Origin of the sequence: Vibrio sp. MA40-2 (assembly GCF_047302445.1) — a bacterium.
GTDB lineage: Bacteria > Pseudomonadota > Gammaproteobacteria > Enterobacterales > Vibrionaceae > Vibrio.
In genome coordinates, this window is record NZ_CP178628.1 from 1,911,166 (window position 1) to 1,932,180 (window position 21,015).

General features: G+C 40.0%; 18 protein-coding genes. 5 read left to right on the forward strand and 13 right to left on the reverse strand.

What is annotated here, in order from left to right:
- Positions 1–25: 25 nt before the first annotated feature.
- Positions 26–988 carry a tRNA dihydrouridine(16) synthase DusC gene (dusC, locus tag ACLKML_RS16290; protein ID WP_413284075.1) on the reverse strand — a complete coding sequence of 321 codons (963 nt, stop codon included), beginning with the start codon at positions 986–988 and terminating at the stop codon, positions 26–28.
- A gap of 123 nt (positions 989–1,111) precedes the next feature.
- On the opposite strand from dusC, the gene ACLKML_RS16295 reads away from it, so the two are divergent.
- Entirely contained in the window at positions 1,112–1,702 is a 591-nt protein-coding gene (locus tag ACLKML_RS16295) for an SEC-C metal-binding domain-containing protein (RefSeq protein WP_413284076.1), read from the forward strand.
- A gap of 111 nt (positions 1,703–1,813) precedes the next feature.
- Here the strand turns inward: ACLKML_RS16295 and dsbB are convergent, their stop codons facing one another.
- Positions 1,814–2,332 (reverse strand): disulfide bond formation protein DsbB, encoded by a 519-nt coding sequence (gene dsbB / locus ACLKML_RS16300; RefSeq protein WP_413284077.1) that lies wholly within the window; start codon positions 2,330–2,332, stop codon positions 1,814–1,816.
- A gap of 84 nt (positions 2,333–2,416) precedes the next feature.
- Positions 2,417–4,012, reverse strand: coding sequence for a Na(+)/H(+) antiporter NhaB (gene nhaB, locus ACLKML_RS16305; RefSeq protein WP_413284078.1), 1,596 nt, complete (start codon positions 4,010–4,012; stop codon positions 2,417–2,419).
- Positions 4,013–4,615: 603 nt separating this feature from the next.
- Here nhaB and fadR point away from each other — a divergent pair.
- A complete protein-coding gene (gene fadR / locus ACLKML_RS16310) occupies positions 4,616–5,455 on the forward strand; it encodes a fatty acid metabolism transcriptional regulator FadR (RefSeq protein ID WP_413284079.1) in 840 nt (279 codons plus the stop codon).
- Between the two features lie 95 nt (positions 5,456–5,550).
- On the opposite strand, the gene ACLKML_RS16315 is transcribed toward fadR, so the two are convergent.
- Both ACLKML_RS16315 and metG read right to left on the reverse strand, forming a co-directional pair.
- The gene (locus ACLKML_RS16315) at positions 5,551–6,360 is read right to left on the reverse strand and encodes a hypothetical protein (protein ID WP_413284080.1); all 810 of its coding nucleotides are present in this window, start codon (positions 6,358–6,360) and stop codon (positions 5,551–5,553) included.
- 263 nt (positions 6,361–6,623) lie between these two features.
- Positions 6,624–8,669 carry a methionine--tRNA ligase gene (gene metG / locus ACLKML_RS16320; RefSeq protein ID WP_413284081.1) on the reverse strand — a complete coding sequence of 682 codons (2,046 nt, stop codon included), beginning with the start codon at positions 8,667–8,669 and terminating at the stop codon, positions 6,624–6,626.
- A gap of 218 nt (positions 8,670–8,887) precedes the next feature.
- On the opposite strand from metG, the gene apbC reads away from it, so the two are divergent.
- From apbC to ACLKML_RS16335, 3 genes are all read left to right on the forward strand, one after another.
- Positions 8,888–9,952: an iron-sulfur cluster carrier protein ApbC gene (apbC, locus tag ACLKML_RS16325; protein WP_413284082.1), complete on the forward strand. Its 1,065-nt coding sequence runs from the start codon at positions 8,888–8,890 to the stop codon at positions 9,950–9,952.
- Between the two features lie 291 nt (positions 9,953–10,243).
- On the forward strand, positions 10,244–10,885 hold the full coding sequence (gene udk / locus ACLKML_RS16330) for a uridine kinase (protein ID WP_413284083.1): 642 nt from the start codon (positions 10,244–10,246) through the stop codon (positions 10,883–10,885).
- 189 nt (positions 10,886–11,074) lie between these two features.
- The gene (locus ACLKML_RS16335; RefSeq protein ID WP_413284084.1) at positions 11,075–13,243 is read left to right on the forward strand and encodes an AsmA family protein; all 2,169 of its coding nucleotides are present in this window, start codon (positions 11,075–11,077) and stop codon (positions 13,241–13,243) included.
- A 94-nt stretch (positions 13,244–13,337) separates the two neighbouring features.
- On the opposite strand, the gene cobO is transcribed toward ACLKML_RS16335, so the two are convergent.
- The 8 genes from cobO to ACLKML_RS16375 all read right to left on the reverse strand — a co-directional run bounded on the left by cobO (position 13,338) and on the right by ACLKML_RS16375 (position 20,823).
- Complete coding sequence (gene cobO, locus ACLKML_RS16340; protein ID WP_413284085.1) at positions 13,338–13,943, reverse strand: cob(I)yrinic acid a,c-diamide adenosyltransferase; 606 nt, start codon at positions 13,941–13,943, stop codon at positions 13,338–13,340.
- 285 nt (positions 13,944–14,228) lie between these two features.
- The gene (locus tag ACLKML_RS16345; RefSeq protein WP_413284086.1) at positions 14,229–15,788 is read right to left on the reverse strand and encodes a SulP family inorganic anion transporter; all 1,560 of its coding nucleotides are present in this window, start codon (positions 15,786–15,788) and stop codon (positions 14,229–14,231) included.
- Between the two features lie 239 nt (positions 15,789–16,027).
- Positions 16,028–16,798, reverse strand: coding sequence for a heme ABC transporter ATP-binding protein (locus ACLKML_RS16350; protein WP_413284087.1), 771 nt, complete (start codon positions 16,796–16,798; stop codon positions 16,028–16,030).
- Positions 16,798–17,853, reverse strand: coding sequence for a FecCD family ABC transporter permease (locus tag ACLKML_RS16355; RefSeq protein ID WP_413284088.1), 1,056 nt, complete (start codon positions 17,851–17,853; stop codon positions 16,798–16,800). The genes ACLKML_RS16350 and ACLKML_RS16355 overlap by 1 nt, the downstream gene beginning before the upstream one ends.
- 22 nt (positions 17,854–17,875) lie before the next feature.
- Positions 17,876–18,715 (reverse strand): heme/hemin ABC transporter substrate-binding protein, encoded by an 840-nt coding sequence (locus ACLKML_RS16360; protein WP_413284089.1) that lies wholly within the window; start codon positions 18,713–18,715, stop codon positions 17,876–17,878.
- Positions 18,715–19,143, reverse strand: a complete 429-nt coding sequence (locus ACLKML_RS16365) for an ExbD/TolR family protein (protein ID WP_413284090.1) — start codon at positions 19,141–19,143, stop codon at positions 18,715–18,717. The genes ACLKML_RS16360 and ACLKML_RS16365 overlap by 1 nt, the downstream gene beginning before the upstream one ends.
- Positions 19,140–19,862 (reverse strand): MotA/TolQ/ExbB proton channel family protein, encoded by a 723-nt coding sequence (locus tag ACLKML_RS16370; protein ID WP_413284091.1) that lies wholly within the window; start codon positions 19,860–19,862, stop codon positions 19,140–19,142. The genes ACLKML_RS16365 and ACLKML_RS16370 overlap by 4 nt, the downstream gene beginning before the upstream one ends.
- Position 19,863: 1 nt before the next feature.
- Complete coding sequence (locus ACLKML_RS16375) at positions 19,864–20,823, reverse strand: TonB family protein (RefSeq protein WP_413284092.1); 960 nt, start codon at positions 20,821–20,823, stop codon at positions 19,864–19,866.
- Positions 20,824–21,015: the final 192 nt, after the last annotated feature.

The following is a 21,015-nucleotide window of genomic DNA, read 5'->3' on the forward strand; positions in this document are numbered from 1 at the left end:
CCAGGTTGTGTAATTAAAAATTAGCTTACACAGGGTTTTTTATGCCAAGTTTACTCTGATATTGCTCAATGTGAGCAACAATGGGATCAGCCGTTTTATAGGTTCTAATGTCCCGGAATAGGTTATCTGCTTCATTGTATTGATTACGTAAATAGTTCAGCCACTGCTTTACTCTATTAGGATAATATAGGCCTTTATCACCTTTCATCTCGTATTGGGAATATTTCAGCAGTAGCTCGACCACATCAGACCAAGGCATAGCGGGGTGGTTGTATTTAACTACATTACCTAAATTGGGAATGTTAAATGCCCCTCGGCAGACCATTAAAGAATCGATACCGGTAGTTGCGATACAATTCTGTCCATCTTGGTAATTCCATATTTCACCATTGGCGATAATAGGTATCGAGAATTTATCTTTGACCTGTTTAATATATGGCCACTTGATCTCACTGGCTTTGTAGCCACCAACTTTTGTTCGAGCATGAATAGTGATCTCATTGGCACCCGCTTGTTCAATCGCGTCCACTATTTCAAAACAGTCTTCTGGGTTTTCCCAGCCAAGGCGAATTTTCGCCGTCACTGGAATATTACTTGGCACGGCATCACGACAGGCTTTGACTACTTTATAGATTAACTCTGGCTCTTTTAACAGTGCGGCACCGCCTCGACTTCTATTAACTAACCTTGCAGGACAGCCAAAATTTAAGTCAATACCTTTTGCGCCAAAGGTTACCGCTTGAACAGCGTTTTCTGCCATCCAATTCGGTTCTTGGCCCAGCAATTGAACAAAAACAGGCGTGCCAGATTTGGTTGCGGCATTAGTTGTTAATTCTGGACACAAGCGAGTAAAAACATGCTCTGGTAGTTTTCGGTCAACTACGCGTACAAATTCTGTTACGCAAAGATCATAATCATTGATTTCCGTTAAGATCTCTCGCATCAAATGATCTAACACGCCCTCCATTGGGCCTAGTATTACTCGCATATTTTGGGCTTATCTATAATAAAAGAGCGAGCATTCTATCCGTTATTTATTATTACATCTACTTATCTCTAAGTGGCTTTTAATATACTCTTGCAGTATAGAACTCAATGTAGAACAAATATTATGCAAACAATTGAATTACCCCAAGATTGGCAAGGTGAGTCTGCTATTTTTATTGAAGGGGCCATCTTAGCGGCTAATCTAGCCGTGAAACCTTTAGAGCCAGAACATTGGTGTCAACAAGTTGGAGTCGATAAAGAGCAAGCAACCACGTTATTGGTCGCTAGGATAAACCAACAATACAACATGCTAAAGCGTAGTGAATACTCACTACTCAATCTTGATGAGTCACAGCTAGCTGATTTAGCAGAAGGCTTTATGTCTGTTTGGCCGACCATAGAAGTGCAGTATCAAGAAATACAGTTACTCGACAGTACTCTGCGTATGCTGCAAGCGTTACTGACTACTTTTATGCTTGCGATTGATGAGCAACAAACACAACAGCAGATGAGAGAATCAGGAATTGATAATCCACCTAACTTACAAAATCTGTTACCTCAACTCGATGTTATGCTGGCTGAGGTTGCGTTAGCTGCGGATGAGCAGATGATTGGAGCGCAAGGGCAAAATATTAACCCGTATAAAAATGTGGGTAGAAATGATATGTGCCCATGTGGAACGGGCAAAAAATTTAAGCAATGCTGCGGTAAATAAGGGTCTGACTAGGGTAACTTGCACTCAGTGGTAAGCCTTGCACTCAGTGGTAAGCATAGTGAAGCAAAGTAGCGATTCACCAACTTAAGAATTCAGTGAATCGCTTGATGTTTAATTTGAGCGTTTGGTACCGAAACATTGCGATATAGCAATGATGCATGCAACGGCAAAACTTGCCGCAAATATAATGACTAACCATTGCGGCATAGAAAGGGTTACGAACTGCCATACTACTTCGCTACAACTACCTGTGGCTTCAAAAAAGCTAGGTAGCCACTTATTTAATGGCGCCCAATCTGGGAAAAGTAGTGGTGAACAAGTGGCAAAAATGTTGTTTTGATAGCTAACATGTTCTAAAGCCAACAGTAACCCTTTTAATGATGTCGCGCCCCAGGCTAAAATTCCCAACCAGCGAAACAGTAAAATTTGCGGGTTAATAGCAGCAAATAATGCTGAAATACCTATCCCAATCATAGCGATTCTTTCGTAGATACACATCACGCACGGATCTAGCGCCATTACGTGTTGAAAGGTGTAGGCACAAGCAATAAAAAACACGATAAAGAAAAACAGCAGAAGCCAAGATAAACGTGTCTTAGAAAAAGTATTTAAAGCAGAAAAAAAATTCACCTATTACATCCCTAATGTAGAAAATAAAAAAGCTCTGATTAGTCAGAGCTTTTTATACTGAATAAGTTCAGTGGTCAATAAATATTAGTGATGGCCCACAGCAGAAACGGCTGAGTTAGCGGCTTCTGCAGCATGATGCGTTAACCAACCTAAATCGTACATCCAAGCCGTCATAGGGTCGAGTAGGAAGGTTATTCCACCCAAACCAACAAATGCGAGAACAATGGTATACGGGAACGCCATAACCACCATTCGGCCATAAGATAAGCGAATAAGTGGCGCTAAAGCCGAGGTTAACAAAAATAAGAACGCCGCTTGTCCATTCGGTGTTGCTACTGAAGGTAGGTTGGTACCGGTATTAATAGCAACAGCCAGTAAGTCAAATTGATCACGGCTAATTACACCCGCATTCAATGCGCTTTTCACTTCGTTGATATAAACCGTACCGACAAAAACGTTATCAGAAACCATGGACAATAATCCGTTGGCAACATAGAACATACTAAGTTGCTGACTTCCTTCCATGGCTAATACGCCATTAATTATTGGACCAAATAAATGTTGATCGATAATTACCGCAACCACAGCAAAGAATACCGCTAACAGAGCAGTAAAGGGCAGGGCCTCTTCAAATGCTTTGCCCAGTGAATGTTCTTCAATAACACCCGTAAAAGCAGTCGCTAAAATAATAACCGATAGCCCAATCAGACCGACGGAAGCCAAATGCAGCGCCAATCCGACAATCAGCCAAACAGCGATTAGACCTTGTATATACAGTTTAGCGATATCTTGTTTGGTACGTTTTCTTTTTTGTTCTTGATCATAGTCATTCAAAATAGTGCGAACACGATCGGGTAGCTGGGCCCCGTAGCCGAATACGCTAAATTTCTCGACTAATGCACACGTAATTAAGCCACAGATAAATACCGGTAATGTTACTGGTAGCATACGAACGATAAATTCGCCAAATAACCATCCCGCTTGATCGGCAATAATTAGGTTTTGTGGTTCACCTACCATGGTTGTTACCCCACCAAGTGCGGTACCAACACCAGCATGCATAAGCAATGAACGTAAAAATGAACGATAGTTCTCTAAATCATCGCGGGTTAATTCTGTAAAGTGCTCGTCAGTTGTGTGGTCATGCGCTGGATTAGTTCCTTTACCTGATGCAACTTTATGATAAATAGAATAAAACCCTATTGCCACACTGATTACTACTGCGATTACTGTCAACGCATCTAAAAACGCTGACAGAAAAGCAGCGGTAAAGCAAAATGCCATAGAGAGAAATATTTTAGAACGTATCCCAAGTAATATTTTGGTGAATATAAACAGCAATAATTGCTTCATAAAATAGATGCCAGCCACCATAAAAACAAGCAGTAGCAAAACTTCTAAATTGTTTTCTAATTCATGCATTACCAATTCAGGTGTGGTCATTCCAATCGCAATGGCTTCAATGGCAAGTAAGCCGCCCGGTTGCAGAGGATAGCATTTTAACGCCATTGCTAGAGTGAATATAAACTCAGCAACGAGCAGCCAGCCAGCAACGAATGGGCTGACATAAAAAAAGACGATAGGGTTAATGATGAGAAAAGCTATGATGGCAACTTTATACCAGTCTGGCGCTTTGCCGAGAAAGTTCTTGATCAAAGCGTTCCCGAGTGAAATCGGCATGTTAATACTCTTACAATGTAATGAATTTTTGATCTTATGCTTGTCTTATGGGGGGTATTAAACATACACCTCATTATTTGTTACTTATTGATTAGAACAACGATATATAGGCCTAAAATGAGCCGTTTGATATTTAACAAGCACTTCCTATTTTAAACTGATAATATTGTTAACTAATAGTTAGAATCAATAACGCAAATATATTTAAGTTATTAGTTCCATAAATTCTATATAAGTTTCAGTTCAAAACCTCACATAGCATACCATGTAATTTACGTTTTTTTACAATTTTATTGGCATATGGTTTCTGAAATACAAAAAAGCAATTTTTAAAAATAAAATGTTTATTTTACAGATAGATAAATTGATGATTTGGTTTTTATTAGTATGAAAATAGGGATGGTTAATCGTAGGTTTCTACTGAAATTAGGGTTTTTATGATGTAGATCATATAATCAGTTGGAATATAAAATTTCTCAATAATATGAGGCTCATGGTGGTGCCTAACGTGACCTCGGTAGATCTTTCAGATTTCGTTCGACGAGTAACTGGTGGTATGATGAGTTATACGACATTACAATAATTATTCGGATATAAAACTTCATGGTTATAAAGGCAAAAAGTCCAGCAGGCTTTGCTGAAAAATATATAATTGAAAGCATCTGGAACGGCCGTTTCGCCCCAGGTTCTATATTGCCTGCAGAACGCGAATTATCAGAACTGATTGGAGTGACCAGAACAACACTCAGAGAAGTATTGCAACGCTTAGCTCGTGACGGTTGGCTCACTATTCAGCATGGTAAACCAACAAAAGTGAATCAATTTATGGAGACGTCTAGTCTACATATTCTCGATACTTTGATGACGTTAGATTCTGAAAATGCGACAAGTATTGTAGAAGATTTATTAGCAGCTCGTTCTAATATCAGCCCTATATTCATGCGTTATGCGTTCAAAGCTAATAAAGAGAGTTCTGAGAAAACTATTCGTAGAGTCATTAGTTCGTGCGAAGAGTTGTTATCGGCAAAAAATTGGGATGCCTTTATCGAAGCATCACCTTATGGCCACAAAATCAGCCAAAATGTAAAAGATGATGGCGAAAAAAATGCAGCGCTGCGTGAATCACTGTTAATAGCAAAAACCTTTAATTATTATGATTATATGCTGTTCCAACGTTTAGCATTTCACTCAGGCAACCAAATATATGGGTTGATTTTTAACGGCTTAAAAAAATTGTATGATCGCGTTGGAAATTTCTATTTTTCTAATCCGGATTCAAGAGAATTAGCGTTAAATTTTTATCGCCAGCTTTTAGACGTTTGTGAGAATGGAGATAGAGATCGATTGCCTGTGTTGATTCGCAGTTATGGCTTAGAAAGTGCGCAGATATGGAATCAAATGAAAACCTCGCTTCCTGCTAACTTTACTGAAGATGATCACTAATTAGCCACGTCAATAGTTTATGTTATTTATAATGTTGAAACCCGCTTATTAAGCGGGTTTTTTGTATCGAATTATTAAATGTGTTCGTTGAAAAATTAAATTGACAGTACCAACTTAGGTAACGGTTCATAAATATTTTCCGCTAGTTCGGTAAGTATGCAGTCGTAGCAGTTAAAAATGACCAGTGAAGCATCGGTAGACATTTTATATAACTGGTCGTTGGTAAAATCCAGTTCTGCTGAGTCAGACAGTTCCTCCAATTGTTTACATACTAAAGAGCAAGCAGGTGAAGCTACCGCGATTGGGCTAATCAAAGCTAACTGATTTAACCGTCGTGTTACCGTTGCTGAATGTAACTGTAGTCGTGAAAATCCATTTTTATCGTCTGCATCTTGTATGGTCAACCTAAACTGAGTTAACGCCTCCAAGCTATCAATGATTTGTTGCCATTTAAGGTTATATTCATCGCTAAGTTCAGTTTTTTGCGCCTCTATTAGCCAGGCTAGAACAACCTCATCAATTAAGAACAGACAGTGACGAATTGCGCGACCATGCGACATTTGATTTTGGCTAACTGTTAATGTTTCCCATTCAGACACAAGCTTTTTTAATTTTGATTGTAAAATTCGGTAGATAGGTTTGTTGTCAAAATGAGCTTGGCTAATAACACTTTCACAGGTCGACATCATTTTCTGTTCAATTAAGTCAATTTCATCGCTACGTGGGTTGTTTTGCTGAAGGATATGGTGACTAGCGCTTCTATGTTGACGACAAAGTGTTACAAGTGTTCGCAAATCCGAGACCATTTCATATTTGCGTTGGAAACTGGCGTCGCGACTTTGTGAGGACCAATACATAAGCCCCAAGATCAATACTGATAATAAAATGGCGATAAGTACAATCATAAATACTCCTTAGTCGTATACCACTAAATGAGTACATGCAGATATAGTGCCATGAATAATGTGTTTAAAAACAGATTGTTAATGTTTAATGTTTGGTATGCACTATCAACAATGGTGCATCTTGCTCTGAAGTGGGGATGGATGAGGAATGGGTAACATAGAGGCAGAAAAAAGCAGACCATTAACATGGTCTGCTTTTTTACTATTTATTGACCAATAAATAAATTCATTAATCAAAATAGAGATAAGGCACAATGTCGCCTTTACATAACACGCATACCCGGCTTAGCACCATCATGTGGTTCTAAAATCCATAGGTCTTTTCCACCCGGCCCTGCGGCTAATACCATGCCTTCAGACATACCAAACTTCATCTTACGAGGTTTAAGGTTTGCCACCATAACCGTATGTTTACCGATAAGATCTTCAGGTTTATAAGCCGACTTTATTCCTGCAAATACTTGTCTGGTTTCACCACCAATATCAAGTTCCAGCTTAAGTAGTTTATTGGCTTTTGGTACTTCTTCGCATGAAACGATTTTAGCGATCCTCAGGTCAACTTTAGCAAAATCATCAAACTCAATTTCACTTGCAACCGGCTCTTTATCTAATTCACTTGCCGGTGCTGATGATTTTTCTTTGTCCGCTTGTTCTTTGGCTGCATCTTGCTTTGACGCTTCTATCATCGCTTCAACTTTTTTAGGATCAATGCGGCTAAATAGCGCTTTAAATTTGGTTATTTCATGGTCGACGAGAGGTGTAGCCATACCTTGCCAAGTCAGTTCTTGGTTTAAAAACGCTTCTGTTCGTGCAGCAAGCTCTGGCATAACAGGTTTTAAATAAGTCATGAGAACGCGGAACAGGTTAATACCTACCGAGCAAATATCTTGCAGCTCTTGATCTTTTCCTTCTTCTTTGGCCACAACCCAAGGGGCTTTTTCATCCACGTACTGGTTTGCTTTGTCTGCTAGAGCGGTAATCTCTCTGATTGCACGACTAAATTCGCGAGCTTCGAATTGCTGTGCAATTTTATCAGCCGCTTGAGCAAATTCAGCATACAGTTCTGGCTCTGCGAAAGTGCTAGACAATTTTCCAGCAAAACGTTTTGTAATAAAGCCTGCATTGCGCGAGGCGAGGTTAACTATTTTGTTAACAACATCGGCATTAACACGTTGAGTAAAGTCATCTAGATTTAAATCTAAATCATCAATACGGCTATTTAGTTTAGCGGCGTAATAGTAACGTAAACATTCTGGATCTAAATGTTCAAGGTAAGTTGCTGCTTTAATAAATGTCCCTTTCGACTTAGACATTTTAGCGCCGTTGACTGTAACATAACCATGCACGAACACATTGTTTGGTTTTCTGAATCCAGAACCATCTAACACTGCTGGCCAAAATAGACTATGGAAGTAAACAATATCTTTACCAATAAAGTGATACAGTTCAGCGCTACTATCTTTGTCCCAATATTCGTTAAAATCTAGATCATCGCGTCGATCACATAGGTTTTTGAAAGAGCCCATATAACCAATTGGCGCATCAAGCCACACATAGAAAAACTTATTCTTCTCACCTGGAATTTCAAAACCAAAGTAAGGTGCATCACGAGATATATCCCATTGTTGCAGACCTGATTCGAACCATTCCTGCATTTTGTTCGCCGTTTCAGCTTGCAGTGATCCTGAACGAGTCCATGTTTTCAGCATACTTTCGAATTGCGGTAAGTCGAAGAAAAAATGCTCAGACTCTTTCATAACTGGCGTCGCACCAGAAACAGCGGATTTAGGGTTAATCAAATCCGTAGGGCTGTAGGTTTCACCGCAATTATCGCAGTTATCACCATATTGATCTTCCGATTTACATTTCGGACAGGTGCCTTTTACGAAGCGATCAGGTAGAAACATCTCTTTTTCAGGATCATATAACTGCGAAATGGTTCGGCTAGTTATAAAGCCATTTTCTTTCAAACGGTTATAAATTAGAAAAGCAAACTCGCGATTTTCATCGCTGTGCGTGCTGTGATAATTATCGAAACTAATATCAAAACCACTGAAATCTTTTTGATGTTCTTCACTAACGGCAGCGATCATTTCTTCTGGGGTGATCCCCATCTGCTGTGCCTTAAGCATTATTGGCGTGCCGTGAGCATCGTCTGCGCAGATAAAGTTTACTGTGTTGCCTCGTAATCGCTGGTAACGAACCCAAATATCAGCTTGGATATGCTCAAGCATATGGCCAAGATGAATTGAACCGTTAGCGTACGGAAGGGCACAAGTTACCAAAAGTTTTCTTGGATCAGTTGCCATACTTAATAATTCGCTATAATTGGAAGATGAAATAAGAAGGTAATGTTACCTTATGCAGACTGTTACTCCAACAGTGGAAACATTGATTCGGTGATATTTTTAGGGTTTAGCTGATAGCCTTGCAGTGTTAGCATATAAGATATTAATGAAATTAGATTCAATAGAGCAAATTTTGGATAATTTCTGTGCCACGCCCTTAAATCGCTAGGAGAAAATGTATGTCTATTGTCCAGTCGAAGCAGCAATTGTGTGATTGGTTAAATCACTTTCAGCATCCTTTATTGATTGAAGGTTGGGCTGAGGTCAATTCAATAGTAAAAATGCTCAAAGATGGTTCGATCTCGATTCAACTGCCTTTTTATTCCAAAGACTTGCAGACTTCATTGAGCAATTGGATAGAGAATGAAGATATTGATAGCAGTAAAATTAGAGTCTCTGTACATGTTGCTAGCATGGAAACGGTTGTTAAATCAGAGGTGTCTAACGTAAAAAATATTATTGCTGTTACGTCTGCCAAGGGTGGTGTAGGTAAATCGACTACTGCGGTAAATTTAGCGTTAGCTTTGCGTGCGCAAGGGGCGGAAGTTGGCTTACTTGATGCAGATATTTATGGTCCATCAGTGCCTATGATGCTAGGCAAGGAAGATGAAAGACCAGACGTTAGAGATAATCAGTTTATGATCCCAATAGAATCATTTGGTATCTATACCAATTCTATCGGCTACTTAGTGGATAAAGCAGAAGCGGCAATTTGGCGTGGTCCGATGGCATCTAAAGCACTGGGACAACTGCTTAATGAAACCGATTGGCCAGAATTGGATTATCTCGTTATTGACATGCCACCGGGTACCGGTGATGTACAGTTAACTCTGTCGCAGAATATTGCTGTAACGGGCTCTATTATTGTGACGACTCCGCAAGATCTGGCTTTAGCCGATGTACGTAAAGGGTTGGCTATGTTTGAAAAAGTAGACGTGCCAGTGATTGGAATTGTTGAGAATATGAGTTACCACGTTTGCAGTCATTGCGGTGAAAAAGAGCACATTTTTGGTATTAATGGTGCTGAGAAAGTTGCCCAAGAATTTGGTCAGAATTTATTGGCCCAAGTTCCATTACATATCTCTATGCGTGAAGATATAGATGCTGGCAAACCAACGGTTGTCGCTAGACCTGAAGGTGAACATACGCAAATTTATTTACAAATGGCAGAAAAAATAGCCAGTACACTATTTTGGAGTGGGCGTGTTCAACCGGAACATATTCCGTTAACCAATTTAAGTTAGTCATAAAATCATTATTTATGATGCTGGCTTTGGTGAGATAACGCCTCAATTTGACCCATTACATAGTAACTTGTGTTCATTATGTTCGTCATGTTGATAAGGTGGGCAAGGAGGCGTAATTTCACCAAGGCCTCGGTCTAGTCCGAGTAAATAGCGGAGAAATGAAAGATTAGCTAAGTGTTGGCATGATTTTATACTGTATTGCGTAAATCTCTTGCTACAAATCCTAGTATCTCAGCCGAGTAAACTCTATAATCGCTGGGTTTATTCCATTATCCCCAAGTGTTGGTCATGTCTGAAATAAGTAATTGCGTCATTGTTGGTATTGCTGGTGCGTCTGCGTCTGGAAAAAGTTTAATCGCTAGTACGATCTATAGAGAGTTAAAAGCTAAGGTTGGTGATCATCAAATCGGAGTTATTACCGAAGATTGCTACTATAAAGATCAAAGTGATTTAAGTATGGAGGAGCGAATTAAGACGAACTATGATCATCCGAACGCGCTTGACCATGATCTACTATGTGATCATTTGGAACAATTGATGGCAGGCAATACCGTAGAAATTCCCGAATATAGTTATACCGAGCATACGAGAGTTGAAGAAACCACTACCTTTACGCCTAAGAAAGTCATCATTTTAGAAGGTATATTGTTGTTAACAGAACCTCGTCTACGTAACTTAATGCACGCCTCTATTTTCATGGATACGCCACTTGATATCTGTTTACTAAGACGTTTAACCCGCGATGTGCAAGAGCGTGATAGAACTATGGAATCGGTACTAAAGCAATATCAAAAAACAGTACGTCCAATGTTTATGCAATTTATTGAGCCATCCAAACAGTACGCCGATATTATTGTCCCCCGTGGTGGGAAGAATAGAATCGCTATCGATGTGCTAAAAGCCCACATAGCTAAGCTATTGAACTCTTAAAAATAAGAAATTTATTATTATATTGACGTTCAGTTAGCATATATTTGTTTATATATTAATAATATGTAATTGAAAAAGTGGCACTTTATGTGCCATTTTTTGTCTTAATAAAATAGATCGTATTTATGCTCATTTTATGTATTTTTAGAGTGATATAACTCTCCTCAATTTTTGTAAAGGGAAATGTAAATGAAGAAGCTACTCTTAATTATAGGCATTCCAGTTTTTATTATTATTATTGCAGTAGCTGCATTGCTATTGTTTGTCGACCCAAATCAGTTTAAACCTCTTATAGTTGAACAGACCAAGAAGCAAACTGGCATGGATTTGGTGATTGATGGCGATATTGCTTGGCAAATTTTTCCGTCGTTAGGATTAAGTTTAGGCAAAACTGAACTTAAAAACCCTGAAGGGTTTAAAAATGAAAACTTATTAAAAATTGACGCGATTGGCGTCGACGTATCAGTGCTACCTTTATTGGATAAAGAGCTATTTATCGGTCAAGTTTCTCTTGATGGTGCGGAAATTTATCTTGAAACTAACAAAGATGGCGCAAGTAATTTAGACGCATTAACCCAGCAACAGACAAAGACAGAATCACAGGTTTCCCCCGAGTCGACGGCTAGTAGCAATTCTGAGCAACAGCAACAGCCAGCTGAACCATGGGCTATTAATCTTGCAGGCGTAGAGATAACAAACGCGTTATTAGAAATTCAAGATGATTCAACAGGAAGCTACAGCAAGCTATATGATGTTGGTTTATCTGTGTCTGAATTCGCTTTTGATCAATGGACCACAGTTCAATTTGCAGCGAAAGGGCAAAATAATCAGCAAACGTTCGCTGCAGAAGGTGAGGCAGAAGTAATCTTAAGCCAAGACTTGCTGGATTATCAGTTACGTAATATTGAAGTAAACTCAAGCTTCAGTGATCCTACTACGGATATTTCTAGCGTAAAACTAGAGTTAGATACCTTTGCTTTCGACCAAGACAATCCACTGAAAATTAGTGTACAGGGCAATGCTGCTGATATGGATATCGAGCTGTCTTTAACCTCGACTCTAAGTGTTGATAAAGCTATTAGCATGGTTCAATTACAGGCTATTGACCTCGATTCAACCTTTGAAGGCAGTGCGTTACCCCAGTCTCCAATGAATGTTACCAGTCAATCTGATTTTACGTTTGACCTTGAGCAGTCATTAATCTCATTGGATATAGACAAACTCACTTTGAATGATATTCAACTTGATGGCAGCACCTCAGTTAAGTTAATGGATATTCCTCAAATTCGTTTTGCTTTGCATAGCCCGAATATCGATTTAGATCAATTTCTTGGTTTGAATAACCAACAACCAGAGACGAGTTCTTCCGACACAGCAGAGGCAAGTTCACCAACTGCAAGCACTTCAAATCAGGCAGAAGTAGAACCCGATTTAAGTGCGCTAAAAACGCTAGATGTCAAAGGCAAAATCTCTATCGATAAATTTAAAGCCAGTAACGCCACGATGCAGGAGGTACTGACTGAGTTTACCGTAAACCGAGGTGTAGCTGAGTTGAATTCGTTTACGTCTAACTTATATCAAGGTTCTATTAAAGCCTCAGCACAGCTGGACGCTAGAAATACACCAGCAAGTTACTGGGCGAAAAAACAAATTAAAGGTGTTGAAGTATTACCACTATTAATTGACGTAGCGGATAACGATATGTTGTCTGGAACCGGTAATATTGATGTCGACGTAAAAGGTCAAAGTCTTACCCAGAGTGGCATTAAGCAGAATTTATCTGGTGTCGTAAAAATCAACTTTGCTGATGGGGCAGTGAACGGTATCAATATTGCTCAAGTGATTCGAGTTAATTACGCGAAAATTAAAGGCCAAAGTGTAGATGAAACCGTAGCAGAAGAGAAAAAAACGGATTTCAGTGCATTAACTGCGACCTTGAACTTAGCAAAAGGTGTGATGACCACGAATGACTTTTCGGCTTCTTCGCCATTATTGAGAATTAGCGGTGAAGGGGATGTCAATTATATTCAAGAGACTATGGATTTACTATTAAATACCTCATTGGTTGGCAGCCTAGAAGGTCAAGGTGGTGAAGGGGTTGATGATCTTAAAGATATTACCATCCCAGTGCGTGTTTATAATCAATGGACCGATCCAAAATATAAAGTAGAGTTTGACCAACTATGGAAACAACTTGAATCGGAAAAGAAAGAAGAGCTGAAGAAAAAAGCGGAAGAAGCAAAACAGGAATTAGAAGAGAAAGCGCAAAAAGAGCTGAACCGAGCATTAGGTGACGCAGTATCCGACGACGATGCAAAAGAACTTACCGATAAGTTACTTAAAGGCTTGTTTAATTAGTCTTGTTTGTCAGGTTCGTTGTAATTATCCATTATAATTACAGCGAACCTGATAATTTGTTTATGTGATTTTAAAGCGAATAAAACCTAATGAATTACCAGTCGACACCTTTTCTTGCTTTAATCCCAGATTCAAAAGCGTGTTTAATATTTTTTACTTCTGATACCGTATCGGCCAGTTCTATCAAAGAGCGATGAGCGGCTCGGCCGGTAATAATCACAGATTGTTCGGTTGGGCGAGCTTGCAAAGCATCTAATACGTCATCGAGATCGATATAACCGTAAGTGACCATATAGGTCAATTCATCAAATAAAATAACATCAATGCTGTCATCTTTAAGCATGCGCTTACACTCTTGCCAGACCTGTTGAGCGGCAAGGGTATCGGCTTGCTTGTCTTGGGTATTCCAAGTAAAACCAGTAGCCATTACCTGAAACTCGACGCCAAGCTTTTCTAATAAGTTCTTTTCGCCGTTATCCCAAGTGCCTTTAATAAATTGTGCAACTGCGCAACGTTGATCGTGGCCTACCGCGCGAGCAATGGTACCAAAACCAGATGTGCTCTTGCCTTTGCCATTTCCGGTAATAACAAGCATTAACCCTTTTTCTATTTGAGCTGCTTCTACTTTAGAATCGATATTCTCTTTTACTTTTTGTTGACGAGCTTTGTATCGATCATCCTTTGTTTGATTAGTGCTCATTCTAGGTAGTCCTTTCAGTTGTTGTTAGTTAGCCGTAATTATATTACTTGATGTTAAGAGATAGCGACTTGGTTGCTATCACAAAACAATTACTTACTCGCTATCATAAAACAATAAAGTAGAAGGAAAAACCTTAAAATATGGAGGTGATTGTGTATTTAAAAAGTTCAATATGTAAACACATTTCCAGAGGCGAGAAGAGATAAAAAAGGGCCGAGTAGTATATACTCAGCCCTCGCAAATACAATATATGTATTGTTAAGTTTAGTCCGGTTTCGAGAGCGATTAACCCGCTAGAAGGTCGGTCGCCACTTTGTAGCTTGGATCTTCTTTGACGTTAATTTCAATCAAACTTCCCGCTTTTTCAAGCAAATTACGGCAGTCTGGACTTAAATGTCTCAAGTGAAGAGTTTTACCTTGTGCGGTATAACGCTCGGCGACCGTTTCTATTGCTTCTATAGCAGAGTGATCGGCTACGCGTGAATGAGCAAAGTCAACAATGACATCTTTAGGGTCATTTTTAGCATCAAACAACTCTAAGAAATTGGCTGCAGAACCAAAAAAGATAGGACCATTGATATGGTACTCTTTTGAACCTTCTGCATTCAGACGACTGCTAGCATAAATATGTTTAGCATGTTGCCAAGCAAACATTAGAGCAGAAGCGATAACGCCCACTGCTACAGCAATCGCTAGGTCAGTCATTACCGTTACAACTGTTACTAAAACGATAACAAAGAAATCTTGTTTTGGTACACGACGCGCCAATTTAAATGTTGCCCATTCAAACGTACCAATAACCACCATAAACATCACACCAACAAGTGCAGATAATGGGATCATTTCGATTAGTGCCGAGGCGAAAAGAATGAAAAACAACAAGGCTACCGCTGCTGTAATACCAGAAAGTCGACCGCGACCACCCGAGTTAACATTGATCATTGACTGGCCAATCATGGCACAACCACCCATCGCACCAAAAACAGAGCATGTCATGTTGGCAATGCCTTGGCCAACACATTCGCGGTTAGCTTGTCCACGGGTGTTGGTCATTTCATCAATAACCGTTAGCGTTAATAGTGATTCTATTAAGCCTATTGCGGCTAAAATAATCGCATAAGGAAGAATGATTTGTAATGTTTCGAAATTAAATGGCACCATTGGAACAGCGAAAGTTGGTAAGCTACCCGCCAGCGTTGCTGCTTCATCACCCGACATGGTACGAAGGAAATCAACTACAGTACGAGTATCTAGTCCAAGCAATTGAACAATTAAGGTCACCGTTACAATCGCAACTAGTGAAGACGGTACGGCTGTAGTGAATTTCGGTAGAAAATGAATAATCGCCATCGTCAGCAAAATAAGACCAAGCATGATCGCCATTTGGTCACCGGGTAGCCACGAAAGCACGCCATTAATGTCAGGTGCTTTAAATTGTCCTAGCTGAGCCAAAAATATCACAATTGCGAGGCCGTTCACGAAGCCTATCATTACAGGATGTGGCACCATACGGATAAATTTCCCTAAACGGAAAATCCCGGCGGAGACTTGAAATGCTCCGGCCAATAAAATCGCAGCAAATAGATATTGCACGCCGTGAGTAGCCACAAGGCTAACCATTACTACGGCCATTGCGCCCGTTGCACCAGAGATCATGCCAGGACGACCACCAAATACCGAGGTAATCAAACCAACAATAAAGGCAGCATAAAGGCCAACCATTGGGTCAACACCAGCAACAAAGGCAAAAGCAACCGCCTCAGGGACTAGGGCTAAGGCAACCGTCAGGCCAGAGAGCATGTCATTTTTAACTGACTGCCCAGAAAATTTTGGAAATTCAAACATTTTAGCTCAGTATATTTGCGAATAGATAAATTTAACCAATCGCGTTTGCAAATAAAGCTAAATATTTTGAAGCAAAAGGGTGCTTTAGCGCAATGTGATCGGATTCAATTAAGAATGGCGAATCGTACAGAATAGTGTGATTGACTTCAAGAATTAATACAATTTCGAGCTACGAAATTAATCTGACTGACAGTACAGACTAAGGCCAATATCGTCTGCATTATTGGCCTTAATTGAGGCTAGGTTAATATAACCGGATGACCTCGTTCTGGATGCGCGATTATTTTAGCCGGCCATTGATAGACTTCTGCTATCTTTTCCTTTGTTAACGTATCCCATGGATTACCGTCTGCGACTAATTTACCTTCATTTAAGATTAAAATTCTATCAGCGTATTGCGCTGCTAGGTTTAGGTCGTGCATAACCGTGATAACGCTTGCGCCTTCTTGTGTTAAGGATTTTGCTAATGCTAACGTTTTATGCTGATGGGATAAATCCAGTGCAGAGGTCGGTTCATCTAACAGTAATACTTTCTTATCATCACTCTGTGCTAATTGGGTAAGTACTCGCGCCAAATGTACTCGCTGTTTTTCACCACCAGATAAACTCGGGTAGAGACGATCAGCCAAATGCAATACATCTGTTTCACTCATGAAATGAGAGGCAATGTCCGTCACTTCTTTTTGGCTCGCTTTTAGCGTTAAACCGCCAAGCTCTATTACTTCTCGTACCGAAAAATTAAACGTCAGTGTACTGGACTGAGGTAATACGCCAAGATGCTTAGCTAAATCAGCTGGTTTCCATTGACTGGAATCTTGGCCAAAGTAGCGTACCTCACCTGTTGATGGCCATTCCTTGGTAATCAGTTTTAATAGGCTACTTTTACCGGTACCATTTGGACCCAATAATATAGTTAATTCAGACGAGTGGAAATCCAACGAGATATTATCCAGAATCAGCTTATCACCCAATTTGAGATGAAAATTATTTAACGAGATTGTCGGTTCCATTACAGGCGTCCTCGCTGCTTGATTAATAACCAAATAAAGAAAGGCGAGCCAATTAATGCGGTTACAATGCCAACAGGCATATCTAACGGTGCCACCACGGTTCTAGCGATAATGTCAGCAATTAATAACAACAAAGCGCCTATAATCATTGATAGCGGTAACAAAATTCGGTGATTAGGTCCTACCATCATTCGACCTAAATGAGGGACAATTAAACCTATAAAACCTATCACGCCAGAAACCGATACACAGATGCCAACACCTGCAGCAGTAAGCAATATAAGTCGACGTTTTAATGACTGTACGTTAATACCCATATGTTTTGCTTCGGGTTCGCCAAGCAGTAAAACATTGAGTTTATTTGCATCTCGATAAAATAGAGTAAACAAAATAAACAAGCCAATAAATACCATCATTACGCTATGTAAATTAGCACCGGCAAGCGAGCCCATAGTCCAAAGCGACAAATCTCTTAATGCTTGGTCATCAGCAAAATAGTTCATTAAACCTAACCCAGATCCAGCTAAGGCACTAATAGCAACTCCTGCTAGTAACATCATAGTAACTGAGGTGCCATTTGGGCTAGTACCCAAGCGATAAATAACAAATGTAGTGACGCTACCACCAACAAATGAAAACAGTGGAACGGTGCCGAATAACAGCAAGTTAGGGTATTGTTCTGCTAAGCCACCGAATAAAACAATCGCCATTGCCGCACCTAATGATGCACCTGCTGACACGCCAATAATGCCTGGGTCTGCTAATGGGTTGCGAAAGAGTCCCTGCATAACAGCCCCACACAAAGCTAAAATTGCACCAACAGAAACGGCCAGCAGTGTTCTAGGTAAACGGATTTGTTGAATAATTAAGCTAACATGCGCTGCCGCAGTACTTTCTGGCTTTAAGCTATCAGGTAGAAGAGCAAACATGCTATCGATGAAACTGATATCCATTGGGCCAATAGATATTGATAATACTATGGCCAAATAGAGCGATGAGATGCTTAGTAGCATTAATAAACGGAAAGAAACCCGTCCCGAGTTTGGTTTATTCATTTTCTATCGTCATCTCGAAATATTATTGTTTGTCTGAGTTAAATTTATCATGCAGTTGTTGAGAAAGTTGAATACTTTCTAAGCCAAATCCACCAATTAATGCGTGACTAGGTATCGATATTATCCTGCCTGGTTTATTGGCTGATGTGGCTGCCAATAAAGGGAAAGCATCGATTATACCTTGGTGTCCTTGAAGGCTTTTCCAAGCTCTTTCACTGACTAGTATATAATCTGGTTGTAATGCAATTACCGCCTCTATTGATAAAGGCTTATAAGATCGAACTGAGTCCCGAGCCGGATTTAAGGCTCCCGATAAAGTGATAATTTTATCTATAGTTGTCTCTTGGCCGCCTACCGTAACAGGTCGGCCTTTACTTAGCATCATAAACATGACTTTAGGTGGCTCGGTCAAATGTTGAGAATCTAATATAGCCATTTGTTGTTGAACAGTTTTTTTTAATCCAGCCGACTTATCGGTTGTACCGGTAATATCTGCAATAATATCAATTCGTTGATACAAATCTTCAATACTATCACCTGATGGTACCGTGAGAACGTTAACATGGGTAGCTTTAAGATTATCTAAGGTTGAGTCTGGTCCCATCTCTTCTGAACCAATAAGATAACTAGGATCAAGCGCGAGTAATCCTTCCGCCGATAATTGTCGATGATAGCCAACTTGAGGAATGTCACTGCCTTGTACAAAATAACGACTGGTGGTATCTACTGCCACTAGTTGGTCTTCAGCTTCGAGTGCATAAACCAGTTCAGTAATCGCCGATCCAGCACTAATAATACGCTCTTGAGCCATAGCGGATGAGTGAACGAAAAGAAAGCTAAAAGTAATTAGTAAAAGTCTCATTATTGTTGGTTATCCATCATTATATTGGTTGCGGTGATATTGTTTTTTTGTAGAAATGCGAGCAATTTCAACATGGTGTCGACAGACGCTGATTTGTCTGCTGCAATGATAAGCATGCGCTCAGGGTTATTTTTCATTTGTTCGATAAGATCCGTCGTAAATGTGTCCCAGCTATCATAAGGTGAACCATTTATTGCCCAAGATGACGGATGCTCGGTGGTTTCAGGTAATAGGTTTATTGTTAGGCTCTGTTTGTCTGGACTTGATAACACCTCACTATCAGAGGTTTGTGGAATCGACACATTCATGGTTTTAACCGGGATATTGGTGGTTAATAATAAAAATACCAAGACGATAAAAATTAAATCCAACAAAGGCGTTAAATCCGGATTTAACGAGGCTTTAGATTGAGATGTACTGGTAATCATGACGCTAAACCTTCAAGGTCTTGCTGAGTAATGTGAACCTGAGATGCGCTAGAAGAGATAGAATGGTTGAGCACTTCAGTGGCTTGTTTTTCTAGCGAAATTCCTTCTAGATAAAGATTGCAATGATTCAGGGCATGTTCGATTTTCTCGATAGAGCGTTCTGCCCATAGCTGTAGAATTTGGCTGCCAAAAATTGCAGGAACCGCAATGAACAAACCGGCGGCGGTGGTCGACATAGCAAGCCCTAACCCAGCAGCGAGATCCGATGGTGCAATCGCATCAGAGGTGACTGCGAGATCTTTAAACATTTCAATTAACCCTAGAACCGTACCCAGTAAACCAATGAGTGGGCTAATAACACCAATAACCGCAAGCAGACGTAAGCCAGACGTATACTGTTGGCGCTTGTTAGTCAGCCAAATACTGACAGTTTGTTCTCGTAAGGTTTTGTTGAAATTTTTGTGAGTCAATAACAGAGCAATTCCTTTTGACAACGTATTTTTTTTTGCCGATTGTTCTTGGATCAATTGGTTGAGTGCACTTTTATCGTTCATGTCAACCGATCTAATCTTTTTGATCAGTTTTCTAGCGGACATTTTGCTATTGGTACCAAGAAAAATAATTCTCTCTAGAAGTAGCGTGACCGTTAAAATAGACAATATGGCTAAAGGCCAAGCCATTATTCCAAGCTGGTTATTTATGGTAATTAAAAGGTTCATTTTATCTATCCAATTTGAAGGTGACCGGTATCTGAACCCGGTGAGCGATGCTGTAACCTTGTTCAACAGAAACAGTAAACTGCCAGTTCGAAATAGCGTTTAATGCGGCTTCATCTAGCGTTGAATACCCTGAAGAATCAACGATAAACTGCTTAATTTGTTGTCCTTTTTGATCGATCCAAACTTCAACGAGTACCTTACCTTGTTGTCCTCGTCTTTTAGCTAATCGAGGGTAGTTCACTGGTGTTGGTTTAGCTTTAAACGTTGGTTTATCAAGCAATTTAGGTGTTGATGTTTGCGCAGTGTGAGCGCGGTTATTGGCCGTTGTAGAGGGGCTAGTAGTGGAATCGAAAGGTTCGGTTGTTTCATCAGTAGGCTCAGCCAGTTGATTAGCAGGCTTAAACGGTTTTTTGACAAATTGAACGGCTTCTTCTCTGTTATTTTTTGGCGTAGCGGTTTTGGTTACAGTTTTGGTATCAACCACATTTTTATCGGTTTCCGGCACGGCTGCCACTTTGGGCGCGCTATTATTTGGCTTATTACTAGCGGTTGCTTGCTTATTAATCGCGACTTCTTGTTTTAGCGATAGTGGTTTTTTTGTCGTTTGTTGCACAGATTTGGCTACAGACGGTTCCACTGGTTTCGCTATTGCTTGTTCTATTGGTTTCACTATTGACGATTCTACTGGCTTCACGGACGAAGGTTCTGTCGGTTCGTCCAGCGATGGTTCTGTTGATTCGGTAAACGACCGTTTTACGTCAGTTGCAACGGTTGTGTTTACTGGTTGTTTTACTGCTGTTTTTTCTGCAGGAGAAGGGAGCGAAACAAACTGAATGTTGATGCTTGATGCCGTAGAGTCGATAGAAATGTGTGGCTCATTTTGTACGGTTTTAGCACCTAAAATTAGGCTATGTAGGGCAAGAGAAATTGCGCCGAAACTCAAATATCGCTTGCCGTTCAAAATAGAATTCCTTTCATAAATCTTCTTCCTTTTTTCTGCTTGTCAGCTTTGATTCTTGAGCTCTGGCTACACATTTTTGCTACCACGATTGGTCTTAATTTTGGTTGTGTACTATTCAGCCTTAGGTGACCAAGTGCTAACTTATCTAGATTATCAACAACGGCTATATCTTATAATGATAATACGAATGAG

Bases quoted from the DNA above. Each gene is read 5' to 3' on its own strand.
- dusC (WP_413284075.1), bottom strand. From the start codon at position 988: ATGCGAGTAATACTAGGCCCAATGGAGGGCGTGTTAGATCATTTGATG.
- ACLKML_RS16295 (WP_413284076.1), top strand. From the start codon at position 1,112: ATGCAAACAATTGAATTACCCCAAGATTGGCAAGGTGAGTCTGCTATT.
- nhaB (WP_413284078.1), bottom strand. From the start codon at position 4,012: ATGCCGATTTCACTCGGGAACGCTTTGATCAAGAACTTTCTCGGCAAA.
- fadR (WP_413284079.1), top strand. From the start codon at position 4,616: ATGGTTATAAAGGCAAAAAGTCCAGCAGGCTTTGCTGAAAAATATATA.
- ACLKML_RS16315 (WP_413284080.1), bottom strand. From the start codon at position 6,360: ATGATTGTACTTATCGCCATTTTATTATCAGTATTGATCTTGGGGCTT.
- metG (WP_413284081.1), bottom strand. From the start codon at position 8,669: ATGGCAACTGATCCAAGAAAACTTTTGGTAACTTGTGCCCTTCCGTAC.
- apbC (WP_413284082.1), top strand. From the start codon at position 8,888: ATGTCTATTGTCCAGTCGAAGCAGCAATTGTGTGATTGGTTAAATCAC.
- udk (WP_413284083.1), top strand. From the start codon at position 10,244: ATGTCTGAAATAAGTAATTGCGTCATTGTTGGTATTGCTGGTGCGTCT.
- ACLKML_RS16335 (WP_413284084.1), top strand. From the start codon at position 11,075: ATGAAGAAGCTACTCTTAATTATAGGCATTCCAGTTTTTATTATTATT.
- cobO (WP_413284085.1), bottom strand. From the start codon at position 13,943: ATGAGCACTAATCAAACAAAGGATGATCGATACAAAGCTCGTCAACAA.
- ACLKML_RS16345 (WP_413284086.1), bottom strand. From the start codon at position 15,788: ATGTTTGAATTTCCAAAATTTTCTGGGCAGTCAGTTAAAAATGACATG.
- ACLKML_RS16350 (WP_413284087.1), bottom strand. From the start codon at position 16,798: ATGGAACCGACAATCTCGTTAAATAATTTTCATCTCAAATTGGGTGAT.
- ACLKML_RS16355 (WP_413284088.1), bottom strand. From the start codon at position 17,853: ATGAATAAACCAAACTCGGGACGGGTTTCTTTCCGTTTATTAATGCTA.
- ACLKML_RS16360 (WP_413284089.1), bottom strand. From the start codon at position 18,715: ATGAGACTTTTACTAATTACTTTTAGCTTTCTTTTCGTTCACTCATCC.
- ACLKML_RS16365 (WP_413284090.1), bottom strand. From the start codon at position 19,143: ATGATTACCAGTACATCTCAATCTAAAGCCTCGTTAAATCCGGATTTA.
- ACLKML_RS16370 (WP_413284091.1), bottom strand. From the start codon at position 19,862: ATGAACCTTTTAATTACCATAAATAACCAGCTTGGAATAATGGCTTGG.